This window comes from Streptomyces sp. NPDC048484, from assembly GCF_040651415.1.
Classification (GTDB): domain Bacteria; phylum Actinomycetota; class Actinomycetes; order Streptomycetales; family Streptomycetaceae; genus Streptomyces.
In genome coordinates, this window is sequence record NZ_JBEZJY010000002.1 from 294,899 (window position 1) to 320,188 (window position 25,290).

At 71.1% G+C, this 25,290-nt stretch carries 23 protein-coding genes, 1 pseudogene and 1 riboswitch; of the genes and pseudogenes, 7 read left to right on the top strand and 17 right to left on the bottom strand.

Translation table 11 applies throughout. The features are described from left to right. Window positions 1-23: 23 nt before the first annotated feature. The 4 genes from AB0D14_RS03135 to AB0D14_RS03150 all read right to left on the bottom strand — a co-directional run bounded on the left by AB0D14_RS03135 (window position 24) and on the right by AB0D14_RS03150 (window position 3,979). Window positions 24-1,052, bottom strand: a complete 1,029-nt coding sequence (locus AB0D14_RS03135; RefSeq protein WP_362773846.1) for a 6-phosphofructokinase — start codon at window positions 1,050-1,052, stop codon at window positions 24-26. Between the two features lie 143 nt (window positions 1,053-1,195). After that, window positions 1,196-1,873, bottom strand: a complete 678-nt coding sequence (locus AB0D14_RS03140) for a response regulator transcription factor (protein ID WP_362773849.1) — start codon at window positions 1,871-1,873, stop codon at window positions 1,196-1,198. Continuing rightward, the gene (locus AB0D14_RS03145) at window positions 1,870-3,156 is read right to left on the bottom strand and encodes a DUF5931 domain-containing protein (RefSeq protein ID WP_362773852.1); all 1,287 of its coding nucleotides are present in this window, start codon (window positions 3,154-3,156) and stop codon (window positions 1,870-1,872) included. Before AB0D14_RS03145 ends, AB0D14_RS03140 begins: the two co-directional genes overlap by 4 nt. Window positions 3,157-3,190: 34 nt before the next feature. Further along, window positions 3,191-3,979 (bottom strand): lysophospholipid acyltransferase family protein, encoded by a 789-nt coding sequence (locus AB0D14_RS03150; RefSeq protein ID WP_362773937.1) that lies wholly within the window; start codon window positions 3,977-3,979, stop codon window positions 3,191-3,193. A gap of 173 nt (window positions 3,980-4,152) precedes the next feature. Here AB0D14_RS03150 and AB0D14_RS03155 point away from each other — a divergent pair, with 173 nt between their 5' ends. Both AB0D14_RS03155 and AB0D14_RS03160 read left to right on the top strand, forming a co-directional pair. After that, window positions 4,153-4,962 (top strand): alpha/beta fold hydrolase, encoded by an 810-nt coding sequence (locus AB0D14_RS03155; RefSeq protein ID WP_362773855.1) that lies wholly within the window; start codon window positions 4,153-4,155, stop codon window positions 4,960-4,962. Next, window positions 4,955-5,638: a hypothetical protein gene (locus tag AB0D14_RS03160; protein WP_362773858.1), complete on the top strand. Its 684-nt coding sequence runs from the start codon at window positions 4,955-4,957 to the stop codon at window positions 5,636-5,638. Before AB0D14_RS03155 ends, AB0D14_RS03160 begins: the two co-directional genes overlap by 8 nt. A gap of 72 nt (window positions 5,639-5,710) precedes the next feature. Here AB0D14_RS03160 and AB0D14_RS03165 read toward each other — a convergent pair whose 3' ends face one another. From AB0D14_RS03165 to AB0D14_RS03190, 6 genes are all read right to left on the bottom strand, one after another. Further along, on the bottom strand, window positions 5,711-6,475 hold the full coding sequence (locus AB0D14_RS03165) for an endonuclease/exonuclease/phosphatase family protein (RefSeq protein WP_362773861.1): 765 nt from the start codon (window positions 6,473-6,475) through the stop codon (window positions 5,711-5,713). 272 nt (window positions 6,476-6,747) lie between these two features. Further along, window positions 6,748-7,701 (bottom strand): ROK family glucokinase, encoded by a 954-nt coding sequence (locus AB0D14_RS03170; RefSeq protein ID WP_362773863.1) that lies wholly within the window; start codon window positions 7,699-7,701, stop codon window positions 6,748-6,750. A gap of 53 nt (window positions 7,702-7,754) precedes the next feature. Then, window positions 7,755-8,267 carry a DUF5304 domain-containing protein gene (locus tag AB0D14_RS03175; RefSeq protein ID WP_362773866.1) on the bottom strand — a complete coding sequence of 171 codons (513 nt, stop codon included), beginning with the start codon at window positions 8,265-8,267 and terminating at the stop codon, window positions 7,755-7,757. Between the two features lie 59 nt (window positions 8,268-8,326). Beyond that, window positions 8,327-9,565, bottom strand: coding sequence for an ArsA-related P-loop ATPase (locus AB0D14_RS03180; protein WP_362773869.1), 1,239 nt, complete (start codon window positions 9,563-9,565; stop codon window positions 8,327-8,329). Window positions 9,566-9,672: 107 nt separating this feature from the next. Continuing rightward, a complete protein-coding gene (locus AB0D14_RS03185; RefSeq protein ID WP_362773872.1) occupies window positions 9,673-10,116 on the bottom strand; it encodes an SRPBCC family protein in 444 nt (147 codons plus the stop codon). Between the two features lie 145 nt (window positions 10,117-10,261). Continuing rightward, window positions 10,262-11,074 carry a metallophosphoesterase gene (locus AB0D14_RS03190; RefSeq protein WP_362773874.1) on the bottom strand — a complete coding sequence of 271 codons (813 nt, stop codon included), beginning with the start codon at window positions 11,072-11,074 and terminating at the stop codon, window positions 10,262-10,264. Window positions 11,075-11,370: 296 nt separating this feature from the next. Between AB0D14_RS03190 and AB0D14_RS03195 the strand changes: the two genes are divergently transcribed. After that, window positions 11,371-13,167: an AMP-binding protein gene (locus AB0D14_RS03195; protein WP_362773877.1), complete on the top strand. Its 1,797-nt coding sequence runs from the start codon at window positions 11,371-11,373 to the stop codon at window positions 13,165-13,167. 266 nt (window positions 13,168-13,433) lie between these two features. Here the strand turns inward: AB0D14_RS03195 and AB0D14_RS03200 are convergent, their stop codons facing one another. Then, window positions 13,434-14,576: a glycosyltransferase family 4 protein gene (locus tag AB0D14_RS03200; protein ID WP_362773940.1), complete on the bottom strand. Its 1,143-nt coding sequence runs from the start codon at window positions 14,574-14,576 to the stop codon at window positions 13,434-13,436. A 175-nt stretch (window positions 14,577-14,751) separates the two neighbouring features. Between AB0D14_RS03200 and AB0D14_RS03205 the strand changes: the two genes are divergently transcribed. After that, window positions 14,752-15,987, top strand: coding sequence for a glycosyltransferase 87 family protein (locus tag AB0D14_RS03205; RefSeq protein WP_362773880.1), 1,236 nt, complete (start codon window positions 14,752-14,754; stop codon window positions 15,985-15,987). A gap of 144 nt (window positions 15,988-16,131) precedes the next feature. Here the strand turns inward: AB0D14_RS03205 and AB0D14_RS03210 are convergent, their stop codons facing one another. From AB0D14_RS03210 to AB0D14_RS03230, 5 genes are all read right to left on the bottom strand, one after another. Then, complete coding sequence (locus tag AB0D14_RS03210; protein ID WP_362773943.1) at window positions 16,132-17,319, bottom strand: hypothetical protein; 1,188 nt, start codon at window positions 17,317-17,319, stop codon at window positions 16,132-16,134. Between the two features lie 85 nt (window positions 17,320-17,404). Next, window positions 17,405-18,415: an NlpC/P60 family protein gene (locus AB0D14_RS03215; protein ID WP_362773883.1), complete on the bottom strand. Its 1,011-nt coding sequence runs from the start codon at window positions 18,413-18,415 to the stop codon at window positions 17,405-17,407. 227 nt (window positions 18,416-18,642) lie between these two features. Continuing rightward, a complete protein-coding gene (locus AB0D14_RS03220; protein ID WP_362773886.1) occupies window positions 18,643-19,674 on the bottom strand; it encodes a C40 family peptidase in 1,032 nt (343 codons plus the stop codon). A 354-nt stretch (window positions 19,675-20,028) separates the two neighbouring features. Beyond that, entirely contained in the window at window positions 20,029-21,378 is a 1,350-nt protein-coding gene (locus tag AB0D14_RS03225; RefSeq protein WP_362773889.1) for an NYN domain-containing protein, read from the bottom strand. A 35-nt stretch (window positions 21,379-21,413) separates the two neighbouring features. Continuing rightward, complete coding sequence (locus tag AB0D14_RS03230; protein WP_354725828.1) at window positions 21,414-21,653, bottom strand: hypothetical protein; 240 nt, start codon at window positions 21,651-21,653, stop codon at window positions 21,414-21,416. 156 nt (window positions 21,654-21,809) lie between these two features. Here AB0D14_RS03230 and AB0D14_RS03235 point away from each other — a divergent pair, with 156 nt between their 5' ends. The 3 genes and pseudogenes from AB0D14_RS03235 to AB0D14_RS03245 all read left to right on the top strand — a co-directional run. Then, entirely contained in the window at window positions 21,810-22,559 is a 750-nt protein-coding gene (locus AB0D14_RS03235; RefSeq protein ID WP_362773892.1) for a rhomboid family intramembrane serine protease, read from the top strand. Next, window positions 22,556-22,837: an Lrp/AsnC ligand binding domain-containing protein gene (locus AB0D14_RS03240; RefSeq protein WP_107017436.1), complete on the top strand. Its 282-nt coding sequence runs from the start codon at window positions 22,556-22,558 to the stop codon at window positions 22,835-22,837. Before AB0D14_RS03235 ends, AB0D14_RS03240 begins: the two co-directional genes overlap by 4 nt. Window positions 22,838-22,955: 118 nt before the next feature. Next, window positions 22,956-23,333, top strand: a pseudogene (locus AB0D14_RS03245) (glycerate kinase); the annotation flags it as partial. A gap of 11 nt (window positions 23,334-23,344) precedes the next feature. Here AB0D14_RS03245 and AB0D14_RS03250 read toward each other — a convergent pair. After that, entirely contained in the window at window positions 23,345-24,802 is a 1,458-nt protein-coding gene (locus tag AB0D14_RS03250; protein ID WP_362773895.1) for an aminotransferase class V-fold PLP-dependent enzyme, read from the bottom strand. A 181-nt stretch (window positions 24,803-24,983) separates the two neighbouring features. Then, a riboswitch (SAM riboswitch) is annotated at window positions 24,984-25,100 on the bottom strand. Window positions 25,101-25,290: the final 190 nt, after the last annotated feature.

The window sequence follows — 25,290 nt, forward strand, 5'->3', positions numbered from 1 at the left end:
CGCGAAGCGCGCCAGGAGGGAACTCAGCCGAAGAAGACGCCCACCTCCGCGTACAGGCGGGGATCCACCGTCTTCAGGCGGGCCGTGGCCTCCGCGATCGGGACGCGGACGATGTCGGTGCCCTGGAGGGCGACCATCTTGCCGAAGTCCCCGTCCCGGACGGCCTCGATGGCATGCAGACCGAACCTCGTGGCGAGCCACCGGTCGAACGCACTGGGCGTGCCACCGCGCTGGACGTGCCCGAGGACCGTCGTCCGGGCCTCCTTGCCGGTGCGGCGCTCGATCTCCTTGGACAGCCACTCCCCGACGCCGGAGAGCCGCACATGTCCGAAGGAGTCCAGCGAACCGTCCTTGAGGACCATGTCGCCGTCCTTGGGCATCGCCCCCTCGGCGACGACCACGATCGGCGCGTACGAGGCCTTGAAGCGCGAGGTCACCCAGGCACAGACCTGGTCGACGTCGAAACGCTGCTCGGGGATGAGGATGACGTTGGCCCCGCCCGCGAGGCCCGAGTGGAGCGCGATCCACCCCGCGTGCCGGCCCATCACCTCGCACACCAGCACCCGCATGTGCGACTCGGCGGTGGTGTGCAGCCGGTCGATCGCCTCGGTCGCGATACCGACGGCGGTGTCGAATCCGAAGGTGTAGTCGGTGGCGGACAGGTCGTTGTCGATGGTCTTCGGTACGCCGACGACGGGCACCCCGTACTCGTCGGTGAGGCGTGCCGCGACCCCCAGGGTGTCCTCGCCGCCGATCGCGATCAGGGCGTCCACCTCGCACTTGGCGAGGTTCTCCTTGATCCGGCGGATGCCGTTCTCGGCCTTCAGGGGGTTGGTGCGCGAGGAGCCGAGGATGGTGCCGCCCCGGGGCAGGATGCCCCGCACGGCGGGAATGTCGAGCCGGATGGAGTCGCCTTCCAGCGGACCCCTCCAGCCGTCCCGGAAGCCGGTGAAGTCGTAGCCGTACTCCTGCACGCCCTTACGGACGATGCCCCGGATGACGGCGTTGAGCCCGGGGCAGTCGCCGCCTCCGGTCAGTACTCCGACCCGCATGGAAAGTCCCTTCGCCGCGGTTGCCTGACGGGACTCACGCTAATAGTGATCCAGGTCACTTAAGCAGGGGGCGGAAGGTCAATTCCGGTGAATTGTGCGGGTGTTGATCACTCACCTTCACTCGATGGTGGGTATCGACGGGTTTACGCGTCGTCGAGGCCCCGCTCTATGGCATAGCGCACCAACTCCACGCGGTTGTGCAGTTGCAGCTTGCCCAGGGTGTTCTGGACGTGGTTCTGCACGGTGCGGTGAGAGATGACGAGGCGCTCGGCGATCTGCTTATAGCTCAGGCCCTTGGCCACCAGCCGGAGCACCTCGGTCTCGCGGTCTGTGAGCTGCGGGGCCCTGGGCTCGTCGCCGCCCGTGGCGGGCCCGGGGTCGGAGGCGAGTCTGCGGTACTCGCCGAGGACCAGGCCCGCCAGGCCCGGGGTGAAGACCGGGTCGCCGACGGCCGTGCGGCGCACCGCGTCGATCAGCTCCTCCGTGGAGGCGGACTTGAGCAGGTAGCCGGTGGCGCCCGACTTGACCGCTTCCAGGACGTCGGCGTGCTCGCCGCTCGCGGAGAGGACCAGGACGCGCAGGGCGGGGTTGAGGCCGACGAGTTCCTTGCAGACCTGCACACCGGGCTTCGCGGGCAGGTTCAGGTCCAGCACGAGGACGTCGGGCCCGGCGGCCTGGGCGCGGCGCACCGCCTGCTCGCCGTCGCCCGCGGTCGCGATCACGTCGAATCCGGACTCGGCCAGGTCACGGGCGACCGCGTCGCGCCACATGGGATGGTCGTCGACCACCATGACCCTGATCGGGTCCTGCCGCTCACTCATGCCTTCTCCGCCTTCCCCCGTGCACCCTTGGGCCCTTTCAGGGCCTTCGGGTCCCGCACGTTCTTCGGTACGTCCTTCGGTACTGCGTCCTTCGGTACTTTCAGCTCGACCTCCGTGCCCTGCCCGGGTACCGAGATCAGCTCGGCGGTGCCCCCGATCTCCCGCAGCCGTCCACGGATCGACAGGGCGACGCCCAGGCGCCCCTCCCCCTCGGCCTGGGCGAGCCGCCCCTCGGGGATGCCGGGGCCGTCGTCGCGCACGGTCACGACGACCGCGTCCGGCTCGTCCTCGATCAGGATCCACGCCCGGGCGTCCGCGCCCGCGTGGCGGTGGACGTTGTCCAGGGCGGCCCCGACAGCGGCGGCCAGTTCCTTCGCGGCTCCGGCCGCGAGCGGCACCGACGCGCCCGGCTCGGAGAACGTCACCTTCGAGGTGGCGTACGGGGCCAGCAGCGGGCGCAGGTCACAGGGAGCGGAGTCGTCCCTCGGGTCGGGCTCGTCCACCGCGCGTACGACGGCACCCTCGACCACGTCCTCCGACACCCGTGAGACGGGTACCAGCGCGCCGGAGACCAGGGTGCGCAGCGCCACCTCCTGCTCGCCGGCGAGACGGCCCAGGTCCGCGGCCTCCCCGCCGAGCGCGGAGCCGCGCCGCTGCACCATGGCGAGCACCTGGAGGACGCCGTCGTGGATGTCACGGGCGAGCCGCACCCGCTCGCGCGTCGCCGCCTCGATCTCCAGGGCGCGGGCCAGGGTGCGCTCGGAGGCCCGGGCGACCTCGACGACGTATCCGATGGCGATGGAGGCGACCCAGACCAGCAGCACGTTGTGGAGGGTGTCCTGGCTGAGCGCACCGCGCTGCACGACGTTGGCGACGCCGACGAGCGCCGAGGCGAAGGCCGCCCAGCGCCAGCCGCCCTTGATCGCGAACGCCAGTACGGAGCCCGCGGTCCAGATCGACGGGAGGGTCGGGCCGCCCTCCACGATCCGGTCGTGGGCGTCCGCGACGGGGGTGAGCAGGACGCCGGTGAGGGCGATGGTCAGGTCGGCCGCGAGGAAGCGTTTGGTACAGCTCGCCGCGTTCGCCACCTTGGGCAGGGTCGCGAAGGTCCACGCGAAGAGCACCCCGAAGTAGCCGACGGCCACTTCGGGGCGGAGGAACTCGTCGTACTTGGTGACGAAGAGACCAATGGCGTAGAACAGCGTCAGCACGCGGTACCCGGTGAGCGCGCGCCACAGCGGCTGCTCGACCGACATTCTCATGACTGTCTCCCGCTTGGCCATGTCCCCCACTACCCCATTCCCCCGGCGGCCGCGTCTAGGAGCTGGACTGCTCCTTGTCGGCCGGCTCGGCGTCCGCCTGGGCCTGTTCGGCTGCCTTGCGGGCCTGCTCGGCTTCCTTCTGGGCTTCCTTGTGCGCCTGCTTCTGTGCCTTCGCCGCGTCCGCGATCTGCCTCTTGGCGGCCGTCGCGTAGATGTCGACGTACTCCTGTCCGGAGAGCTTCATGATTTCGTACATGACCTCGTCGGTCACCGCGCGCAGGACGAAACGGTCGTGCTCCATGCCGCTGTAACGGCTGAAGTCCAGCGGCCTGCCGATGCGGATACCCGGACGCATCAGCTTGGGCATCACCTTGCCCGGAGGCTGGATCTTCTCGGTGTCGATCATGGCGACCGGGATGACGGGCGCCCCGCTGGCCAGCGCCACGCGCGCGAGACCGCCGGGCTTGCCGCGATAGAGGCGGGCGTCGGGTGACCGCGTGCCCTCCGGGTAGATGCCGAAGAGCTCGCCGCGCTCAAGGACGTCGACGCCGCTCTTGATCGCCGCCTCGCCCGCGCCGCGCCCTCCGGAGCGGTCCACCGGCAGCTGGCCGACGCCCTTGAAGAAGGCCGCGGTCATCCGGCCCTTGACGCCGGGGGTGGTGAAGTACTCGGCCTTCGCGATGAAGGTGACCTTGCGGTCGAGGACGGCGGGCAGGAAGAACGAGTCCGAGAACGACAGGTGATTGCTCGCCAGGATGGCCGGGCCCTCGGCGGGAATGTTCTCGAGGCCCTCCACCCAGGGTCTGAAGGCGAGCTTCAGGGGCCCTCCGATGGAGAACTTCATTGCGCCGTAGATCACCCGAGTGCCTCCTGTGTATGTCGATCAGACCTTAACCCGGAGCACTGCCAATGGACCCGACGGCCCTGGTCGGTGTCAGTGCCGTCGCGTACGGTGAAGTACACCTCGAAGCTTCGGGGTGATCGTCGCGTCGCCCTTGAATGAACAGGAGACCGAAGGTGCCGGTCCTTCCCGGAGCTGAGCCGTTCCACCACGAGGGCGGAGAGGTCGGGGTCCTCCTCTGCCACGGCTTCACCGGTTCCCCTCAGTCACTGCGCCCCTGGGCGGAGTATCTCGCCGGGCGCGGTCTGACCGTCGCGCTGCCCCTGCTGCCCGGGCACGGCACCCGCTGGCAGGACATGCAGCTCACCGGCTGGCAGGACTGGTACGCGGAGGTGGACCGTGAGCTGCGCGCCCTGCGCGAACGCTGCTCCCAGGTCTTCGTCTTCGGCCTCTCCATGGGCGGCGCCCTCACCCTGCGGCTCGCCGCGAAGCACGGGGACGAGGTCAGCGGCGTCGTGGTCGTCAATCCGGCGAACAAGGTGCACGGCCTCGCGGCGTACGCCCTGCCGGTGGTCCGCCACTTCGTCAGGACGGTGAAGGGCATCACCAGCGACATCGCCAAGGACGGCGGTGTCGAGATCGGCTACGACAAGGTGCCCCTGCACGCCGCGCACTCGATGCGCACCTTCTACCGGCTGCTCGACGGCGAGCTCCCGCAGGTGACGCAGCCGATGCTGCTCCTGCGCAGCCCGCAGGACCATGTCGTGCCCCCCGCAGACTCGGCTCGCATCCTCAGCCGGGTGTCGTCCGTGGATGTCACGGAGATACTTCTGGAACAGAGTTACCACGTCGCGACGTTGGACCACGACGCGGACCGGATCTTCGAGGAGAGCTTCGCCTTCGTCTCCCGGCTCGCACCCGGTGCCGGCAAGGAGGCCGGCGCGGGTCAGGCGGGTCAGCAGGAAGGGACGGCCACTGGTGGCTGAGCACGACGCGGACCGCGAGCCCGACGAGAAGGACGCGCCGCCCGGCGGGGAACAGGGCCCGTCGTTCGACGAGACAGCGGCGTGGGAGGCCATCGTGGCGGGGTACGGCGACGAACCGCCGGACCCGCCCGGCGCCAAGCCGTTCAAGTCGGTGGAGGACCTCGCGCTCCTTGAGCCCGAGACGAACGGCTCCGGCGGGCCGGGCGACTCCGACACCAAGACCGCCGCGACGCCCAAGGGCGCAAAGGACCGGAAGGGCGGTACGGACGCCACGGACCCGGAGGCGACGGCGGCAGCTGAGGCGGCGGACGAGCCCGCCGACGGGAAGCCGAAGCCGCTCGGCAGCTCGGTCGCGTTCGCGCCCGGTGTCGCGGGCCCACGCGACTACCCGGCGGCCGAACCGGCCGAGGAGGACTTCGACGAGGACGACGAGGGCCACTTCGTGCCGCCCGAGCCGCCCCCGCTGCCCGCCGCGGACACGACGTCCAAGTTCGCCTGGCTGGGCGTGATCGGCGGCCCCGTGCTGCTCCTTCTCGCGGTCCTGCTCGGCTGGGAGATGACGTGGTGGCTCGCCACGCTCGGCATCGGCGGCTTCCTCGGCGGTTTCACCACGCTGGTGGGGCGGATGCGCGGCGACGACGAGGACGACGACCCGGGGCGCGGCGCGGTGGTCTGACGCCCGAACCGGCGCTTCCCTGCCCGGAGTTCGGGCGGACTCGCGCCGAGTCCGGGCAGACGGGTGGCGTGCTCAGCCGGCCGGAATTCTGAGGGCGGCCAGGACCGGGAGGTGGTCCGTGGCCGCCCTCAGGTCTGCCTCACTCACTCCGGGGTGGGCCGCTGGCACGCCGCAGCCCAGGATCTCCACGCCCGCCGTGGCGAAGAGCGCGTCGATGCGCTGGTGGGGATCGCCGGGCGTCGAGGTGTGCTCCCCGCCCCAGGGGGCCACCTCCCAGCCGTCCCGGAGCTCCACCGCGAGGCGCTTGAACGTGCGGCCGTTCGGGCGCTCGTTGAGGTCACCGCCCGCGACGGCGTACGGGGTGTCCAGTGCGGCGAGCTGGTCCAGGAGCATCCCGCCCTGCTTCCGTCGCTCGTCCTTCTGGAGGGAGAGATGACAGCTCAGTACGCCGACGCGGGCGCCCCCGAACCGTACGACCGCGGTCGCGAAGCCGCGTCGGTGCAGGCCCGGGGTGAGCGGGAGCAACACGTCCTCGGTGTGTTCGACCGTGGCCCGCAGGGAGCAGAGGAGGGCGGGGCCGGAGGCCGTGGCACCGCCGGAGAGGAGAACCTGTCCCGAGGCCGCGGCCAGCCGGGCCAGCTTCTTGCGCCAGCGGAAGAAGCGGGGGGCTTCCTGGACCAGGACGAGGTCCGGTGCGCAGGCGCTGATCACCCGGGCGAGCGCGGCGGTGTCGTCCCGCATGGAGCGGATGTTGTAGCTGAGCACCCGGATGACGGCCGAACCGTCGGGTTCGGTACGGGACGCTGGTAGCGGACTGGCTGTCGGGCTGGTCGGCATGCGGATCAAGATATCGGGCGGGGGGTGCGGGGTTGTTCTTTTACCGCGGCGCGGTGGGGGCTGGGTGCGCAGTTCCCCGCGCCCCTTCAGGGGGCCTCTGGCGAGCCGTGCCCAGGCAGGGGCGCCCCAAGGGGGCGCGGGGAACTGCGCGCTCAGCCCCCGCCGGGCCGCAGACTCCGTACCGCCGACCGGGCCGCGCCCACCCCGCCCCGCCCCGCAGAACACGAATGCCCGCCGGCCCGGTGAGGGCCGGCGGGCGTCGTCGGGGCGTGCTACATGACCGGGTCGGGCTCCCGGGCCAGGTCGGCCGCGCCCACCAGCCCCGCCTCGTTGCCGAGCTGCGCAACGATCACGTCGGCGACCGGCCGCCAGTTGCCGCCGACCAGCCACCGCTTGTACGACTTGCGGATCGGGTCGAGGACCAGCTCGCCCTCGTCCGAGAGACCGCCACCGACGATGAACGCGGAGGGGTCGAAGAGCGAGGCGAGGTCGGCGAGACCGGCGCCCGCCCAGCGGGCCAGCTCACGGTACGAGTCCACGGCCACCGGGTCGCCCTGCCGGGCGGCCATCGAGATGTGCTTGCCCTCGATGCCTTCGGGAGAGCCGTCACCCAGCGAGAGCAGGATGTCCGCGTTCTCGGGGGTCGCGTTGGCGCGCTGCTTCGCGTACCGCACGAGGGCGCGACCGGACGCGTACTGCTCCCAGCAGCCCTGGGAACCGCAGCCGCACAGCAGGCCGTCCGGGACCATCCGGATGTGGCCGAACTCGGCGGCGACGCCGAAGTGCCCGCGGCGCAGCTTGTTGCCGATGATGATGCCGCCGCCCAGGCCCGTGCCCAGCGTGATGCAGATGACGTTGCGGTGGCCCTTGCCCGCGCCGAACTTGTACTCGCCCCAGGCGGCCGCGTTCGCGTCGTTCTCGACCACGACCGGCAGGCCCACCCGGGCCTCCACCGCTGCCTTCAGGGGCTCCTGCCGCCAGTCGATGTTCGGCGCGAAATAGACCGTCGAGCGCTGACGGTTGACGTATCCGGCGGCACCGATGCCCACGCCGACGATCTCGTGCCCGGCCCTGGCACCCTCGACGGCGGCGGCGATCGCGTCCACGATCGCCTCCGGCGTGGTGGGAGTCGGCACCTTGAAGGTCGAGAGGATGTTGCCTTCCTCATCGACCACCCCGGCCGCGATCTTCGTGCCGCCGATGTCGACGCCGATGGTGAGTCCCATGAATCCCTCAGTTTCGGTCGAGCCCCGCTACGGCCAACCGTACCCGAGCAGCTTCAGTCGAGGTCGATGTGTTCACCGCTGCCGGTGCCCTCGTCCCGGGGGCGCGCGGCGGTGTCACGGGCACTCCAGCGCCGCTCCTGCGCCTCGACGGCGGAGCGGTACGCGGCGAGCAGTTCGGAGCCGGCGCTCGCCAGATGGTCGAACACGTCGGGGTTCCGCTCGATGACGGGCTCGACGGCGGCCTTGGCCTGCTGCACGACCTGGTTCACCACCTGCTGGGCGGCGCCGCCCGCGACCGCGCCGAGCAGCGGTGACTGGAGCGAGGACAGCTTGTCGGTGACGGCGTCGACGAGTTTGCGCAGTTCCTCGGCGGCCGAGCCGGGCGGCCGGCCGTACTGGGTGCGGCGGCGGGCCTGCTCCGCGGCGAGGTCCTCGGCGCACGCCTTCGCCCAGGCGTCGCCGTCGGTCGCCCGGACCTCGTCGCGCTCCTCGGCGCGCACCGTTTCGTCGTGCACCGTGCCGAGCGCGTCCTCCCCTGCGTCGGACGTGGGGCGCTCATCGCTCATGGCGGACTCCAAGCATCGGCTCTTTATCTCTCGACGTTACCCGAACGGGGGTATGCCGTTCACCGTGTCCGCGGCCACAGATCCGGGTCTGGCACGAACCGGACACGCAGTTCGCCCTCGCGCAGGGAGGCGCCGTCCACCGCGCAGCGGCGCAGTGCGGACGGGAGCGTGACGATCCGCCGGAACTGCCCGGCGGTGACGACGAGTTCGTCCCCGCGCCGCACGAGGTCGAGTTCCTCGCGTATCGCGCCGGGGAGCGGGATGTGCCAGACGAGCACGCCGTCGTCGGCGAGCCGGTCGACGACGGGCCATTCGACCGGGCCGGGAGCGTCGTCACCCGGAACGCGCCCGGATGCCGGCACGGGCCCGGACGTCGGCACGGACGCCGGCACGGGCGCGGGCACGGGAAGGGCGGCGAGGTCCTCGGCGCCGCGCGGGTCGCGGCCGAGGTGGGGGACTTCGTGCACGCCGTACGTCTGTCCCCACTCGGCACGCCACTCGTCGACAGACTTGCGCTGCTGGACGGCGAGGGCGGCCAGCCAGGTGTCGGGGGACGCGTCGGGCAGGACGCGGTTGGCGAGCAGGGCGTCGGTGCGCAGGCCACGCAGGGCGAGGCCGGTGGTGGCCGACCGTACGGCGTCGGCGCCGGCCGGGCCCGGCTCGGCGACGAGCCGTACGGTCGTGGCCGGGTCCTCGACGGCCAGCTGCACCGCGGCCAGTTCGACGTCCCAGCGGGCCGCCGTCTCGTACAGCCGGTCGGTCGGCATCGGCACACCGGCCAGCCGGCCGAGGACGGGGCGCAGGGCGCGGGCCGCCTGGCGCTCCGCGGGCAGCAGGCGGCGCAGATAGCGGCGCAGCTGTTCGGGGAGGGCCAGGAGGGCGAGTGCCTGGGGGGCCGGCGGCAGGTCGACGACCAGCAGGTCGAAGGTGTCCGCGGCGGCGGCGTCCCGCAGTGCCCGGAGCAGGGCGAGTTCCTCGGCGCCGGGGAGAGGGGTGAGCTCATCGGCGTCCAGCCGGGCCGATCCCAGCAGGTCCAGGGCGGTGGAGACCTGTTCCTGGAACGCGAGGAGGCCCACCCGGAAGCCCTCGCCGGCGTCCGGCCGCCAGGCGGTGAGCCCGGGGGCGGTCTCGGTCGGCGTGCCTCCGGTGGGGGCGCCGAGGGCTGCACCGAGGGTGTCGGTGAGGTCCGCGGAGAGCACCAGGGTGCGGGTGCCCCGGCGGGCCGCCTCCAGAGCGGTGGCCGCGGCGACGGTGGTGCGGCCGGAGCCGCCGGGGCCGGTGATCAGGATGGTGCGCATGGTGGTGAACGGTACGTGGTGGAGCGGCGGTGGCGGCGCGCCCCTGTCTGTCGCCCGATTCCCCCGCCTGTCGGCCGACTCTCCTGCTTGTCCGCTTGCCTGCTTGGCTACTTGTCGCCCGACTCCACGCGCTTCTTCAGTCCCGCCAGCGCGCGGTCGATGATGACCTTCTCCGCCTTGCGCTTGATCATGCCGAGCATCGGGATCTTGACGTCGACGGTGAGCAGGTAGGTGACCTCGGTGGCGCTCAGGCCCGCGGGCTTGAGGATGTACGAGCCGTCCAGGGAGCGGAGCATCTGGGACTTGACCAGGGTCCAGGAGACCTCGTGGTCGCCGGTCCAGGTGTAGCCCAGGGTCTGGTCGTCCTTGATGGCGCCGGCGTCCATGACGAGGCGCACCTGCTCGGCCCGGCCCTTCTCGTCCGTCGCCAGGACCTGCGCCTCCTTCACCTCGCCCGTCCAGTCGGGGTAGCGGGCGAAGTCGGCGATGACCGCCATGACATCGGCCGGTGCCGCCTCGATCGTGATGCTCGAGCTGGTGTGTTCGGCCATCGCTGTGGCTCCTCCAGATGCGGTCCGGACAGGGGGGTTCTGCTGGGTACGAACGCTTTCTACCTGTGTGTGCAGCGTGAAGGCTACCGCGCTGTGGAGGGGCCTTCGCTCCCGGCCCCGCGACCGCCGACGGCCCCGGCTGCCCTCACCACTCCAGCACCCACGGCTTCCCCGTCCCGGCGAAGTGACCCACGTTCACGCACTCCGTGGCGCCGATCCGCATCCGCCGGGCGAGCGGCTGGTGGACGTGCCCGAAGAGCGAGTAGCGCGGCCGGGTTCGCCGGATCGCGTCCAGCAGCGCCCGGCTGCCCCGCTCGAAGCGCCGCGCCACCGTGTCGTAGACCAGCTCGGGCACCTCGGGCGGGATGTGCGTGCACAGCACGTCCACCTCGCCGACGGCCTCGATCTTCGCCGCGTACTCCTCGTCGCTGATCTCGTACGGCGTCCGCATGGGGGTACGCAGTCCGCCGCCGACGAAGCCGAAGACCCGGCCGCCGATCTCGACGCGCTGCCCGTCGAGCACGGTGGTGCCGGGTCCGGCGTACTCCGGCCAGAGAGACGGCATGTCGACGTTGCCGTAGGTGGCGTACGTCGGGGCGGGGAACGCCGCGAAGAGTTCGGCGTACTGCTTCCGTACGGCTTTCTCGATGGCGGGGCCCCGGTCGACGCCCGCCCACAGCCGGGCGCCGAAGGCCCGCGCCTCTTCATAGTGACGGGCGGTGCGGAGCGCGACGATGTGGCTCGTGCTCTCGGCGCCGAAGAGGTCCGGGAAGATGCCGCGGGAGTGGTCGGCGTAGTCGATGAAGAGCACGAGATCGCCCAGACAGATCAGGGCGTCCGCGCCGTCACCGGCCCTGACCAGGTCACGGACATTGCCGTGCACGTCGCTCACGACGTGGATCCGCGTCCTCGGGGCCTCTCGCCCACCACTGCCGTCGCCCTCTTGTGTACCTGCCATGGCGATCAAGGGTAAGCCTGTGGAGCAAACGTGTGTAGACGCAGGCGGACCTGCGGTTACCACCCAACCAGTAACGCGTTGCACTACTCTGCGCGAAGGAACGCCAACACGTGTGACGCGGGGAACATCTCACCGGACCCCCCTGTCGTAGAGGCAGTACCGGCGGGTAACGTCCGGGCAGTCCAGTCGTGCTCAGGGTTTCAACAACCGACTCCCGGAGCACCTGCCCGAGCCTGGGACCACTCCGTCGCATCACACCTGGTCGTGGCGCCGGCGCCCTATGAGGAGCAGCAGTCTTGCGCGAGTTCAGCCTTCCGGCTTTGTACGAGGTCCCTGCGGACGGCAATCTGACGGACATCGTTCGCAGAAACGCCGCGCAGCACCCTGATGTCGCGGTCATCGCCCGCAAGGTCGGCGGTACCTGGACGGATGTCACAGCCACCGTCTTCCTCGCCGAGGTGCAGGCCGCCGCCAAGGGCCTGATCGCCTCGGGCGTGCTGCCCGGCGACCGTGTCGCCCTGATGTCCCGCACGCGTTACGAGTGGACGCTGCTGGACTTCGCCATCTGGAGCGCGGGCGCGGTCACCGTCCCGGTGTACGAGACCAGCTCCGCGGAGCAGGTGCAGTGGATCCTCGCCGACTCGGGAGCGACCGCGATCGTCGTGGAGCTGGACGCGCACGCGGCCGCCGTGGAGTCGGTGCGTGACCGGCTGCCGCATCTCAAGCACGTCTGGCAGATCGAGGGCGGCGGCGTCGAGGAGCTCGGCCGGGCCGGCAAGGACGTCACGGACGCCGCGGTCGAGGAGCGCGGCTCGCTCGTCAAGGCCGACGACCCGGCGACGATCGTCTACACGAGCGGCACGACCGGGCGCCCCAAGGGCTGCGTGCTGACCCACCGCAGCTTCTTCGCGGAGTGCGGCAACGTCGTGGAGCGGCTGCGGCCGCTGTTCCGTACCGGCGAGTGCTCGGTGCTCCTCTTCCTCCCGCTCGCGCACGTCTTCGGGCGGCTCGTGCAGGTCGCGCCGATGATGGCGCCGATCAAGCTGGGCATGGTCCCGGACATCAAGAACCTCACCGACGAACTGGCCTCGTTCCGGCCGACGTTGATCCTCGGTGTGCCGCGCGTCTTCGAGAAGGTCTACAACTCGGCGCGGGCCAAGGCGCAGGCGGACGGCAAGGGCAAGATCTTCGACAAGGCGGCGGACACGGCGATCGCGTACAGCCGCGCGCTGGACACCGCGGCGGGCCCTTCGATCGGCCTGAAGATCAAATACAGGACGTTCGACAAACTCGTCTACAGCAAGCTGCGCGCGGTGCTCGGCGGCAAGGGCGAGTACGCGATCTCGGGCGGCGCTCCGCTGGGCGAGCGACTGGGCCACTTCTTCCGCGGCATCGGTTTCACGGTCCTGGAGGGCTACGGCCTGACCGAGTCCTGCGCGGCCACCTCCTTCAACCCGTGGGACCGCCAGAAGATCGGCACGGTCGGCCAGCCGCTGCCGGGCTCGGTGATCCGCATCGCCGACGACGGCGAGGTGCTGTTGCACGGCGAGCACCTGTTCAAGGAGTACTGGAACAACGAGCCCGCGACCGAGGAAGCCCTCGCCGACGGCTGGTTCCACACCGGCGACATCGGCACCCTCGACGAGGACGGCTACCTCCGTATCACCGGCCGCAAGAAGGAGATCATCGTCACCGCGGGCGGCAAGAACGTGGCTCCCGCCGTGATCGAGGACCGTATCCGCGCACACGCGCTGGTCGCCGAGTGCATGGTGGTCGGCGACGGGCGGCCGTTCGTGGGCGCGCTGGTCACCATCGACGAGGAGTTCCTGGGCCGGTGGGCCGAGGACCACGGGAAGCCTGTCGGCTCGACCGCGGTGTCACTGGGTCAGGACCCGGATCTGCTCGCGGCGGTCCAGAGCGCGGTGGACGACGGCAACGCGGCGGTGTCCAAGGCGGAGTCCGTGCGGAAGTTCCGTGTGCTGCCGCACCAGTTCACCGAGGACTCGGGGCATCTCACGCCGTCGCTGAAGCTGAAGCGGAATGTGGTGGCGAAGGACTACGCGGACGAAATCGAAGCGATCTATCAGAGCTGAGGGCGCCCACTCGCCGTGGGCGGGGCGCACGTCTGCGACTGCCCCACCGCGGTGGCTTGTCGCGCAGTTCCCCGCGCCCCTGAACGGTGGCGGCTTTCCCTGCGTCGCGGGGCCCTGCAGGGGACGTGGTCAGGGGCGCGGGGAACTGCGCGATCAGGTCACGACGGCCCGCAGGCGGCGCACGGCAGCAAGTGGCACCCCCGTAGGCGCCCCCTAGGCGCCCTGTAGGCGCCGCCGGCCGCTGCCGCACGGCAGCCCCGTAGGGGCTACAGCAGCAGCCGGAGGCGCTCCGCCAGGAGGTCCCAGCGCCACTTCTCCTCCACCCACTCCCGCCCCCGCTCCCCCATGCGCCGGCGCAACTCCTCGTCGCCGAAAAGCGTGACGATCCGGTCCGCCGCGTCCTCAGCGGAGCCACCGCGGACGACCCAGCCGGTCTCGCCGTCGAGCACCGCGTCGGGCGCGCCACCGGAGTCCCCTGCGACGACGGGAAGCCCGGTCGCGGACGCCTCCAGGTAGACGATCCCGAGCCCCTCGACATCCAGCCCCCCGCGGCGCGTACGGCACGGCATGGCGAAGACGTCGCCCGCGCCGTAGTGGGCCGGCAGCTCCGACCAGGGCACGGCACCGGTGAAGCGGACGGAGTCGGCGACACCGGTCTCGTGCGCGAGCCTGCGCAGCTCCTTCTCGTACGGCCCGCCGCCGACGATCAGCAGCACCGCCTCGGGCTCGCTCGCCAGAATGCGCGGCATGGCGAGGATGAGCGTGTCCTGGCCCTTGCGCGGGACGAGACGCGAGACGCAGACCACGACCGGGCGGTCGGTGAGGCCGAGGCGGGCCCGGACGGCGTCTCCGCCGGAGCCCGGGTGGAAGGTCTTCTCGTCGACCCCGGGAGGAAGCTGCACCATCCGGTCAGCCGCTCCGGGCGTCAGCGCGGCGGCGATCCGTGAGCGGGTGTACTCGCCGAGGTACGTGATCGTGTCCGTCGACTCCCCCACCCGGCGCAGGAGTTGACGCGCGGCGGGCAGCTGCGCCCACCCCGCCTCATGGCCGTGCGTGGTGGCCACGAGGCGCTCCGCGCCCGCCTTCCGCAGCACGGGTGCGAGCAGCCCGAGCGGTGCCGCCGCACCGAACCACACCGAGGCACAGCCGTGTTCCCGCAGCAGCCCGACGGCCCGCCGGGAGACCCTCGGAGTGGGCAGCAGCATGGTTGTTCGATCGCGTACGATGACGAAGGGCTGTTCCGCGTCGAACGCGGCCGTGGCCTCGGCTCCCTCCCGGCCACGCTTCCATGTGGAGGCGTAGACGACGAGCCGCTCGGGGTCCAGGCGCAACGCCATGTTGTGCAGGAAGGCCTGGATACCGCCCGGTCTCGGCGGGAAGTCGTTGGTCACGATCAAGGTCTTGTGCATCGTCTTGTGCATCACCGTCGACAGTACCGAATCCGCACCTGGCAGCCCCGCCCGGCCGCGTTCCACGGCTCTCGCACAGCCGCGCGGGGGATCATGGCCGGACAGAGGGGCCACGCAGAGGTGCGGAGGTGCGGAGGTGCCGTACAGCGGATCCGTACGAAAAGGGCAGGTGGGCATGGCGGGAGCCAGGGGGACGAGGTTCCCGTACGTACTGCTGGTCACCTGGGGTCTGACCAGGCTGGTGCTGCTGCTCTTCGTCTTCAAGGTATTCGTCTTCCCCGGCCCGGACGTCACGAGCGACGTCACGGTGACCTACCAGAACTGGTACGAGGTCCTGCGCACCGGCACCTTCCCGCTGGACGACGTGACCTGGCAGTACCCGCCGGCCGCCGCGCTGGCGATCCTCTCCCCCGCGCTGCTGCCGTTCCTCGCCTACACGGAGGCGTTCTTCGTCCTCGCCTTCGTCGCCGACCTGATCGCCTTCGCACTGCTCCTCCGCGCGGGCCTGCGCCCCGAGAGGTCGCTGCGCGGCGCCTGGGTGTGGGTGGCGGGCGTACCCCTGCTGGGGCCGACGGTGTACTCGCGGTACGACGTGATGGTGACCGCCGTCGCCGTGGCCGCGGTTCTCGCCGGCGTCCGGCATCCGAAGGTGATGGGCGCGCTCGCCGCGTTCGGCGCGCTGCTGAAGGTGTGGCCGCTACTGCTGCTCGTGGGCACGACCGGGCGCAGGGCCTGGGGTGCGGCGGCGACGGCGATCTGCGGTATCGCGCTGCTGTTCACCGTGTCGATGCCGGGCGCGTTCGCCTTCCTGACCTTCCAGCGCGACCGCGGGACCGAGGTCGAGTCCCTCGGCTCGCTCGTCTTCCACATCGCCCGGCACCACGGCTGGCAGGGCAAGGTTCTGCTCAACTACGGCTCGGTGGAGTTCCTCGGCCCGTATGTCGACGTGGTGAGCACGGTGGCGATGATGCTGACCGGGCTCGCGTTCGGCTGGCTGCTCCTGTGGCGGCTGTGCGCGACCCGGTTCCTGGTGCACACGGCCGCGGACACCGCGTTCGTGGCGGTGCTCCTGTTCACCACGACGAGCCGGGTCATCAGCCCGCAGTACATGGTGTGGCTGGTCGGTCTGGCCGCCGCCTGTCTGGTCTTCCGCGGCAGCCGGATGGGGCCGCCGGCGGGGATGGTGCTGGCGGCGAGCTTCGTCACCGTCCTGGAGTTCCCCGTCTTCTTCTCGGACGTCGTCGCCAGCAGCGACCTCGGCATCACGCTGCTCGTGATCCGCAACGGCCTGCTGGTCGCCGCGACCGTCACCGCGGGCGTGCTCCTGTGGCGCGACACCGTGTCGTACACGCGTTCCGCCCCGCTACCCAGTCAGACAGCACCCGCCGACGAGCAATCCCTGACCTCCTGACGGAACAGGCAACAGAGAACAGGGGCAGGGGCAGGGGCAGGGGCAAGGGCAAGGGCAAGGGAAGCGGGACCGGCTCGGGGGCACGGGACCGGCTCGGAGACATCGGAGACAGGGGACACGGTCACCCGCCCGCACGTGACCCGGTCACCCGCCCGCGAGCCTGTCCCGCAGGTACTCCCGCCACAGCCCCGTGAATTCCACCAGGGACGTGTCCAGGACCTCCCGCAGCCCCGCCTCCACCGCCCCCGCCCGCTTCTCGTGCGCCCCCACGGCCCGGTAGAACTCCCCCAGCCGTACCTCGCCCCACCGCTCGGCGATCATCCGGCAGGCCAGCCACCCGGACTCGTACGCCCGTGCCAGCTTCCCCGCGTCCTCGCCGAAGCCGAAGTCCCTGTCGGCGGGCAGTGCGGCCGGCACGCGCCCGTCGGTCACCGCCTTCGTCAGTTCGGGTGCGGCCTGGGTCGCCGAGCGGCCGGTGCCCCGGTAGCCGACCCAGTCCGCGTACCCCTCCGACAGCCACAGCGGGGTCGCCGCCGAGGTCGAGGCACGGGTCGCGACATGGGCAGCCTCGTGTGTGATCACGACCTGTCTGCCGAAGGAACCCAGTACTCCGTACGCGTCCGGGTTCACGATGATCCGGTCGGCGGGTGCCTTCCCCGACCCTCCCGCCTCCCCCGTGGTGACCGCCGCGATCCCCCGGTACCCGGACGCGGGCGCCCCCAGCAGCTCCGCCATCCCCTCCAGCGACTTCGGTACGAGGAGGACGACCCGCCCCGGCCAGTCCCCGTCCCACGCCTCCGACACCGCGGGCACCGCGCGGTCGGCCAGCCCCGCGTAAGCGCGCAGCGTGCCACGGGACTGCCCGGCCCCCAGGACGAGGCTGTGCTCGCCTCGTACGGCCACCACGGCCCCCTGCTCCCACAGTTGCCGGGCGGAGTCCTCGGCGGGCCGGTCCGCGGTCACGTACCAGCGTCCCGCGGAGCGGGTGAGGCTCAGCGTGCGGGCGGTGACGACGGGCGCCCTGTCGTAGCCGTCTATGCGGTAGCGGAGCTCCGCGTCGGCCGTGGCGCGGTCGCCGGAGCGGTGGAAGCCGGTGACACGGTACGACCAGTCGGTCAGCGGGACCGCCCGCAGGTTCCTGAACTCGGTGCGCGCCTCGGCCCGTTCACCGGCGGCGACGGAGCCCGGCGCCGCCGTCGCCATGAAGACCTTCTCGCTGCCGTCGCGCACCGCCGCCGCCCGCCGGTCGAGCACGCGCTGGACATCGGCGGACGCCCGGTCGGTCCCCGGGGCGCCGCCGCAGCCGACCGGCCCGGCCAAACCGGTCAGCAGCAGTACCACGACCCATTTCGGCGCACGTTCACGACCAGCCACGATCCTGATCGTACGGTGCCCGGTCCGCCGGGTGAGGGGCGCGTCAGGGGCGCGTCACGGCCGAGACGGGCATCATGCCCACCGGGTCGTACCGCACGGGAGCGCCCGGGTAGGGCGCGTGGATCACCTGGCCGTTGCCGACGTACATCCCGACATGGCTGGCGTCGTCCCGGTAGGTGACGATGTCACCGGGCTGGGCCTGCGCGAGCGGCACCTGCCGCCCGGCGTGGGCCTGGGACTGCGAGGTGCGCGGCAGGCCGATACCGGCCTGCCCGTACGACCACTGGATGAGGCCCGAACAGTCGAAGCCGCCGGGCCCGTTGGCCCCCCAGATGTACGGGCGGCCGACGACGGAGCGGGCCGCGGCGACGGCGGCGGCCGCGCGCCCGGAGGACGGGACGGCGCCGGTGAGGTCGGGGGCCCTGCCGGAGCGTGAGGCCCGGTCGTAGGCGGCGCGGTCGCCGTCGGACATCGAGTTGAGCAACTGCCGTGCCTTGAACAGCTTCCGCTCGACGGTGCGCTTGTGCCGGGCGACGGACTTACGGCTCTCCTCCAGTGCGGAGAGCTTGCGGGTCGCCTCCCCACGTTCCCGGGTGAGGTCGCGCACGGCTTCCTGGAGTTCCTTCAGCTCCCCGGCCTGGCGGGCGCTGATCCGGTCGAGCGCGGCCGCCTTGTCGAGGTAGTCGTCCGGGTCGTCGGAGAACATCAGCGCCAGCGAGGGATCGAGGCCGCCGGAGCGGTACTGCGCCCCGGCCAGCGAACCGAGCGCGTCCCGCAGGGTGTTGATGTGGTCCTGCTGTCCGGCGATCCGGTCCTGCGCCCTGTCCACCTGGCCGTGCAGGAGGTCGGCGCGCTCGTCGGCCTTGTTGTACGACTCGGTGGCGTGCTCGGCCTCCTCGTACAGCCGGTCCACCTCGGCGCGGGTGTCGTCCCGCGGCGCGGCGCCGGCCGGCAGGACGCCGAGGGCCGCTGCCGCGGCGGTCAGTACGCACAGGGTGGCGCCTCGGGCGCCCCGGTCGAAACCGGACGGTGCAAGGCGGCGATGGGACCCCACAGGAAGCCGCACTCCCTTCCGCTGACGGTCCCCCGGAGTTGGGGGAAACGCGCCAGACAGTAGTCGTGCGACTACGCTCAGGCCAAAGCCCGTTGCGTGCGCACAACGCGACGCCCCGCCTCAGACGCAGGTCATCAGCGGGGCGCGGGGTCAGCGGGGGCCACGGGAATTCGCCCGTTCGGGCGGCGTGGCGACCGGCCTTCGGGGAAATCCCCGAAGGGCTCCGGTCAGACGCGGACGCCGAACTGGAAGGAGCCGATCGTGCTCATCGACTCAAGGCGGACGACAGCGCCCGGCTTCGGGGCGTGCAGCACCACGCCGTTGCCGGCGTACAGGCCGACGTGCGCCAGGCTGTTGAAGAAGACCAGGTCGCCGGGCTTGAGCTCGCCACGGCCGATCTTCGTGCCGTCGTTCTGCTGCGTGTAGGTGGTCCGGGTTATGGACTGACCGGCCTGGCTGTACGCCCACTGCGTCAGACCGGAGCAGTCGTACGAGTTGGGGCCGCTGCCACCGGAGACGTACGGCTTGCCCATCTGGGTCTTCGCGGCGGCGAGGGCGGCGGCACCACGGCCGGAGGCCGGGGCCTCGTCGCCGAGTTCCATGCGTTCCCCGGCGTCACGGCTGGCGCGGGTGTCCGCGGTCTTCAGAGCCGCCTGCTCCTGGGCCGTCAGGGTGTTGAGAAGCTTGCGCGCGTCGGCGAGCTTCGCCTGGACTTCCTTCTTCTTCTCACCCAGGGTCTTGCGGGTGTCGGAGAGCTCCTTGAGCTTGCCGGCCGCTTCATCACGCTGCTGGGCGAGGACCCGCTGCTTGTCCTGGACCTTCTTCAGCGCCTCGACCTGCTGAGAGCTCAGCTGGTCGATGGCGGACGCCTTGTCGAGGTAGTCGTCCGGGTCCGAGGAGAGGAAGAGCTGGAGGGAGGGGTCGACGGCGCCCGTCCGGTACTGGGAGCTGGCCATCAGACCGAGGCCGTCGCGCATGGTGTTGAGATCGTCCTGGCCGCGGGCGACCTGGTCCTGGAGAGTGTCGATCTCCTTCTCCAGCTTCTCCTGCTTCTCCTCGGCCCCGTTGGCCCTGTCCGTGGCCAGTGCCGAGTCTTCGTAGAGCGCGTCGACCTTGGCCTTGACCTCGTCCTTGCTTGGCTTTTCGCTTGGCGCGGCGTTGGCCGCCTGCGAACTGAGAGCAACGGCGGCAGCGGCGGCAGTGGTGAGCACAGTCACACGGGTGCGGCTCGGCTGCTTCGGTCGACGGTGGGACGCCACGGAGGCGAGCTCCTTCATTACCTCAGCCGCCTACCGATGATGCTGGTTGGCGGTGCCCCTCCACCGTCACTCCCAATGAGTGATCACCCGAGTGGAGGTTCGAGGCCTGACCTTAGTGACCTCCCTGTGATCAGTTCAAATCCTCCTCGGAAAAATCTCAGTCACCGACCGTATTTTTTGCACTCAACTCACGTGCAGTAATGGTCGATTGACGCTACGTTGCGTGAAGGTTTCGCCAAGTCGGGCAAGTCGACCATGTGTTGCTCTTGGGGCGACCGGCATCTATGAGACGTACGGGACAGAAAGGCGGCCGCAGTTCACCGGCATTGCGGGACTGCCCACAAAGGGCGGATCTCAACCCCGCGAGAGGCGCTTGAGCAGCACCACGGAGGCCACGGGCCGCGCTCCCGCGCTCGCCACACCGTCGGCCACCTCACGGTCGGTGGAGACTACGATGACGGGCCGTCCCGGCGGTTCCGCGCGCACCAGCTGGCGGATCAACTCGTCCGCGGTGACGCCCGGTTTGGAGAACAGCACCCGCACCCCGCGCGGCGGCGCGAGCAGCACCGGGGCGGCCAGCTCGGCCCCGTCGAAGACGCAGGTGACCTCGGCGCCGGTCTGCGCGGCGAGCTGCGAGAGCTGGCCGAGGAGCCGCAGCCGCTGCTTCTCCAGCGGCATCTGCGGATAGCCGGTCTTGGTGACGTTGTAGCCGTCGACGACCAGATGCGCCTGCGGCAGCGCGAGCAACTGGTCGAGAATGGCCGGGTCGCTGTCGGACAGCGCCCGGGCCGCGATGTCCTTCGGTGTCATACGCCCCGGTTCGACCGCGTCCACGGTCTCCGCCGGCCGCACCGACACCGGCGGCAGAGCGAGTTCACGCCGCAGCCCCTGTGCCGCGTCGAGCACGGTGTCCAGGAGCAGCCGTACGCGCATGTCCTCGACGCTGCGCCCCTCGCGGGCCGCGCGACGGGTGGCCTCCAGGGAGCCCTCGACCTCGCCGAGCCGCTGCTTCAGCCGCCGGGCCTCGCTCTCGGCGGCCGACACCTGGACCTGCCCCTCTCCGCGTACGGACTCCATCTCGCCCCGCAGCTTGCGCAGGGCCGCCTCGCCGCGCTTGACGTCACTGAGAGCCCCACGCAGCTTGCGATGAAGCGATTCGGCTTCTTTCTTCGCCGCGTCCAGTTCGGTCCGCAGCCGCTCCGTCTCGACGCGGGTCTGGCCGCGGGCCACGGCGAGCTCCCCGCGCAGCCGCTCCAGCTCGGCGCGGCTCTCCTCGTCGGCGCGCTCGGCGTCCGCCCGCAGAGCCTCCTCGCCCGCGGCGGTCACCAGCTTCACCCAGCCCGGGGGCCGCAGCACATAGGCCGCGGCCGCCACATCCAGCGGGTCCGCGGCCGGGGGCGGCGAGCCTGAGTCGAGGGCGCCGGCCAGCTCGGGCTGCGCCTCTCTCAGCTTCTCGGCGATGCGCTGTCTGAAAAGCGGGTCGGTCTCCATGGCCGCCGCCATCGCGGTACCCGCGAACTTGGCACGGCGGTTGGGGGCGAACCGGGCGTACTGCCTCAGCTGGGTGGGCAGTTCGGCGACGGTCAGCCCACCGAAGCCGTCCGAGACGATCTGCACGACCCTGCGGCGCACACCGTCGGGCAGCGGACGGTCGAGCACCTCGGCGTCGCCGTCGTCCGGCTCCCCGCCTGTGGTCTCCACCATCCTTCACCCCATCGTCCGTGCGGGGCCCGCTCCCGTCAGGAGCCGGCGCCCGGCCTGTCCACCAGTTCCACCTGATCCACCGCGTTGCACCACCGGCAGCGCACGGACTCGATGGTCTCACTGACCACGTCACGCTCCTCGACGTTGGGCTCCCCGGCCAGATCCAGATGCACGTACTCGACGACCTTCGACGAACGCGTCACGTCGAATCGCGTGAGGTTGCCGCAGAGCGTGCAGCGCCACCGGGTCTCGGCAGTCGGGAGGGGAACCGTCATCGTGGCAGTCGCTCTCTTTCCTGAATCTCCGTGCCGCACCAGCTTCCCTGGAGCGTGTGGCTCGTAACCCTACGGCCTGGCGGGTACTCGACGCCCGTCCACCGGGAGCGGCGAGGCGCTCTGTGCGCTTCGGTCCCGTTACGTCATGCTCTGCTCATGATCGGCAACTGGGGTAAACCCGTCAACAGGGCGGTCGGCGCGGTCAGGGCCGTCCGGAGTCAGCCCGCTCCGGTGACCTACGGACTGATCGCCCTGTGTTGCGTGGTCTTCGTGATCGGCCCGGCCTCGGGGCTCAATCCCGTGTACGGCACCGGTGACGAGCCGCTCTCCGCGCAGCGGGCCTGCTTCGAGCGGTGGGGCGTGGTGCCCGTCGAACTGTTCGAGGGGACCCTGCGGGCCGCCGTCACCCCGGCCACCGCGCTCTTCGTGCACGGCAGCTGGCTGCATCTTCTGGGGAACATGCTCTTCCTCTATGTCTTCGGTGCGATGGCCGAGGAGAGGATGGGCCACTTCAGGTTCGCCCTCTTCTACGTAGGGTGCGGCTACCTCGCCCTGCTGGGCTACGCGGGCGTCCACGCCGACTCGGCGCAGACCCTCGTCGGCGCGTCCGGGGCGATCTCCGCGGTCCTGGGCGCGTTCCTCTACCTGTTCCCCAAAGCCCGGGTGACCAGTCTTTTCCCGTTCCTCTTCTTCCTGCCGCTGCGGTTTCCCGCCTGGGTGGTGCTGCCGTTCTGGGTGTCCCTGCAGTGGCTGGCGGCGGGGCGGGCGACGCAGGGGCCGGGGGTCGCCTATCTGGCGCACCTGCTGGGCTTCTCCGCCGGGTTCCTCTACGCGTGGGTGCGGTACGGGCGGCCGACTAGAGTGAAATCCCCAGCGCCGGCCCCCGAGGGAGAAAACCAGCCGTGATCACCGCGATCGTGCTCATCAAGACCAGCGTGGACCGGATTCCCGAGATCGCCGAGTCGATCGCGGCGCTGGACAGCGTCAGCGAGGTCTTCTCCGTGACCGGTACGTACGACCTGATCGCCATGGTCCGGGTGAAGGCCCATGACGACCTGGCCGATGTCATCCCCGGCATGATCAGCAAGATTCCGGGGGTGGAGGGCACGGACACGCATGTGGCGTTCCGTACGTACTCGCAGCACGATCTTGAGGCGGCCTTCGCCATCGGGGGCGACAACTAGTAGTGCTTCGTTGGGTCTCCTGGTCCGCCGGACCCCTGGCCCCCCAGGGGCCCGGATGAAGAGTTCTTCATCCTGCGCTCATCCGGGCCACCCGGTAGCGGGTGGAGGCTCACCCCAAGAGCACGGCGTGGCCCGTGTCTTCGGTCCGCAGAAGGAGGCGACGCCCGCACAGGTCGAGCGACCGGCGGACGGCCTGGAGAACTGGGCGCGCGTCCTCACCCGGGACCTCCCGTGCGCCGGTGACCTGTACGGCGGCCCGGGTACGGGGGCCTCCGGCGGCCTGGGCGCCGGTCTGGCCGCTCTCGGGGCCCGTCTGCTCCCCCATTTCGAGGTGCTCCTCGACCGTCTCGACCTGGCCGCCCGGCCGGCCCGCGCCGACCTGGTCCTGACCGCCCCGATGGCACCGGCCGAGGAGTTCCTGCGCGCCGGCGAACTCCTCACGGACGCGACGGAGCGGGCCCTGCGCATGGTGGTGCTGGGCACCCGGCTGCCCACCGGCCCACCGCTTCAGACGCCGGAGGCGGCACCCGCACCGGTACCCACGGCACTGTCCACACCGCTGTCCGCCCCGGTGTCCGCGCCGGTGTCCGCGCCGGTGTCCGGGACGCAACGCCCGTCCTCCGTACGGTAGTTCCAGCGTGCCCCGTCCTTGACAAGCTCGTTCACCGCCCGCACGAAGCGCTCCACGTGCTCGTCGGGAGTGCCCGCGCCGAAGCTGACGCGGATGGCGTTCAGCGACTTCTCGCCGGGCGCCGCCTCGGGGGCGCCGCACTCCCCCTGGGTCTGCGGGTCGCTGCCGAGGAGCGTACGGACGAGGGGGTGGGCGCAGAAGAGACCGTCACGGACGCCGATGCCGTACTCGGCGGAGAGCGCGGCGGCGAAGTGCGAGCTGTTCCAGCCCTCGACGACGAAGGAGATGACGCCGACGCGCGGGGCGTCGTCGCCGAAGAGCGAGAGCACGCGCACCTCGGGCACCTCCGCGAGGCCCTTGCGGACGGTGTCGACGAGGTGCTGCTCACGGGCGACCAGCGTGTCGAAGCCGGCCTCGGTGAGGGCCTTGCAGGCGGAGGCGATGGAGTAGGCGCCGATGACGTTGGGTGAGCCGGCCTCGTGCCGCGCGGCGCTCTCGTGCCACTCGACGTCGACACCGCCGTCCGTGCGCCGTGACACCTTCCGCGAGGCGCCCCCGCCGGCGAGGTACGGGTCGGCCTCACGCAGCCAGTCGAAGCGTCCCGCGAGCACCCCGGAGCCGAACGGCGCGTACAGCTTGTGTCCGGAGAACGCGACCCAGTCGACATCCAACTCCTGCACGGAGACGGGCTGATGGGGCGCGAGCTGGGCCGCGTCGAGCACGATCCGGGCACCGTGGGCATGGGCCGCGGCGGCCAGTTCCCGTACGGGCCACAGCTCGCCGGTGACGTTCGAGGCGCCCGTGACACACACCAGCGCGGGACCGTACGGGTCGCGGCCGGCGAGTGCCTGCTCCAGCGTGGCGACGGCTTCGCCCGGAGTGCGCGGGGCGTCGAGGCAGGTGAGCCGGGCGTCCCGCCACGGCAGCAGCGACGCGTGGTGCTCGGTCTCGAAGACGAAGACCTGGCAGTCGGCGGGCAGGGCGGCGGCGAGGAGGTTGAGCGAGTCGGTGGTGGACCGGGTGAAGACGACCTGGTCGCCGTCCCGACAGTCGAGGAACTCCGAGACGGTCCTGCGGGCGTTCTCGAAGAGGTCCGTGGAGAGCTGGGACAGATACCCGGCCCCGCGGTGCACGCTCCCGTAGTACGGGGCGTACGCGGCCACGTCGTCCCATACCCGCTGGAGGGCGGGGGCGCTGGCGGCGTAGTCGAGCGCGGCGTAGGTGACCTCGCCGCCGGTCACGAGCGGGACGGTGACATCCCGCCCCAGAACGGGCAGGGCCCCGGCGGTGTCACAGCGGGCGGACCGGTCGGCGGCAGCGGTGGAGACAGACATGGCGAGCTCCTGTGAGGCAGGCGAAGTCACTGTGCGAGCGGACAGGGCTCGGCACAGGAAAAGTGAACGGGGAAAGGGGTACGCGGAGGTGGGGCTCGGCGCCCTATCGCATTCGCTTGCTCATGTAAGGCTCCCTCGGACGACCAGGACCCCTGGTGTCTCCGCTCAAGAAGCGGCGAGGGGTCCGCGCTTGCCGTAGACCTCACTGCCTACGACCTGGTCTTCACCCGGGGCACCCCGCCACGGACGGAGGGTTGCCGGACAGTCGGCCGGGGCCTCATGACTGTCACTCATGACCTGCCGGTATCTTGCCACACGATCACCCCGGCGCAACCCCGCTGTCCGCATACCGGGATGGGCAGGCTGTCTTCGCCCCCGCCGCCCCTACCCATTCCCGTCGCATACTCGGGGGGGGGGGGGAGGGGCGCCCCCGGGGGGAGTTTAAGAGCGCCCGACGAGGTGGCGGGCGTGGTGGGTGTAGTGGGTTG

Bases quoted from the DNA above. Each gene is read 5' to 3' on its own strand.
- AB0D14_RS03135 (WP_362773846.1), bottom strand. From the start codon at position 1,052: ATGCGGGTCGGAGTACTGACCGGAGGCGGCGACTGCCCCGGGCTCAAC.
- AB0D14_RS03140 (WP_362773849.1), bottom strand. From the start codon at position 1,873: ATGAGTGAGCGGCAGGACCCGATCAGGGTCATGGTGGTCGACGACCAT.
- AB0D14_RS03145 (WP_362773852.1), bottom strand. From the start codon at position 3,156: ATGGCCAAGCGGGAGACAGTCATGAGAATGTCGGTCGAGCAGCCGCTG.
- AB0D14_RS03150 (WP_362773937.1), bottom strand. From the start codon at position 3,979: ATGAAGTTCTCCATCGGAGGGCCCCTGAAGCTCGCCTTCAGACCCTGG.
- AB0D14_RS03165 (WP_362773861.1), bottom strand. From the start codon at position 6,475: ATGCCGACCAGCCCGACAGCCAGTCCGCTACCAGCGTCCCGTACCGAA.
- AB0D14_RS03170 (WP_362773863.1), bottom strand. From the start codon at position 7,701: ATGGGACTCACCATCGGCGTCGACATCGGCGGCACGAAGATCGCGGCC.
- AB0D14_RS03175 (WP_362773866.1), bottom strand. From the start codon at position 8,267: ATGAGCGATGAGCGCCCCACGTCCGACGCAGGGGAGGACGCGCTCGGC.
- AB0D14_RS03180 (WP_362773869.1), bottom strand. From the start codon at position 9,565: ATGCGCACCATCCTGATCACCGGCCCCGGCGGCTCCGGCCGCACCACC.
- AB0D14_RS03185 (WP_362773872.1), bottom strand. From the start codon at position 10,116: ATGGCCGAACACACCAGCTCGAGCATCACGATCGAGGCGGCACCGGCC.
- AB0D14_RS03190 (WP_362773874.1), bottom strand. From the start codon at position 11,074: ATGGCAGGTACACAAGAGGGCGACGGCAGTGGTGGGCGAGAGGCCCCG.
- AB0D14_RS03200 (WP_362773940.1), bottom strand. From the start codon at position 14,576: ATGCACAAGACCTTGATCGTGACCAACGACTTCCCGCCGAGACCGGGC.
- AB0D14_RS03205 (WP_362773880.1), top strand. From the start codon at position 14,752: ATGGCGGGAGCCAGGGGGACGAGGTTCCCGTACGTACTGCTGGTCACC.
- AB0D14_RS03225 (WP_362773889.1), bottom strand. From the start codon at position 21,378: ATGGTGGAGACCACAGGCGGGGAGCCGGACGACGGCGACGCCGAGGTG.
- AB0D14_RS03230 (WP_354725828.1), bottom strand. From the start codon at position 21,653: ATGACGGTTCCCCTCCCGACTGCCGAGACCCGGTGGCGCTGCACGCTC.
- AB0D14_RS03235 (WP_362773892.1), top strand. From the start codon at position 21,810: ATGATCGGCAACTGGGGTAAACCCGTCAACAGGGCGGTCGGCGCGGTC.
- AB0D14_RS03250 (WP_362773895.1), bottom strand. From the start codon at position 24,802: ATGTCTGTCTCCACCGCTGCCGCCGACCGGTCCGCCCGCTGTGACACC.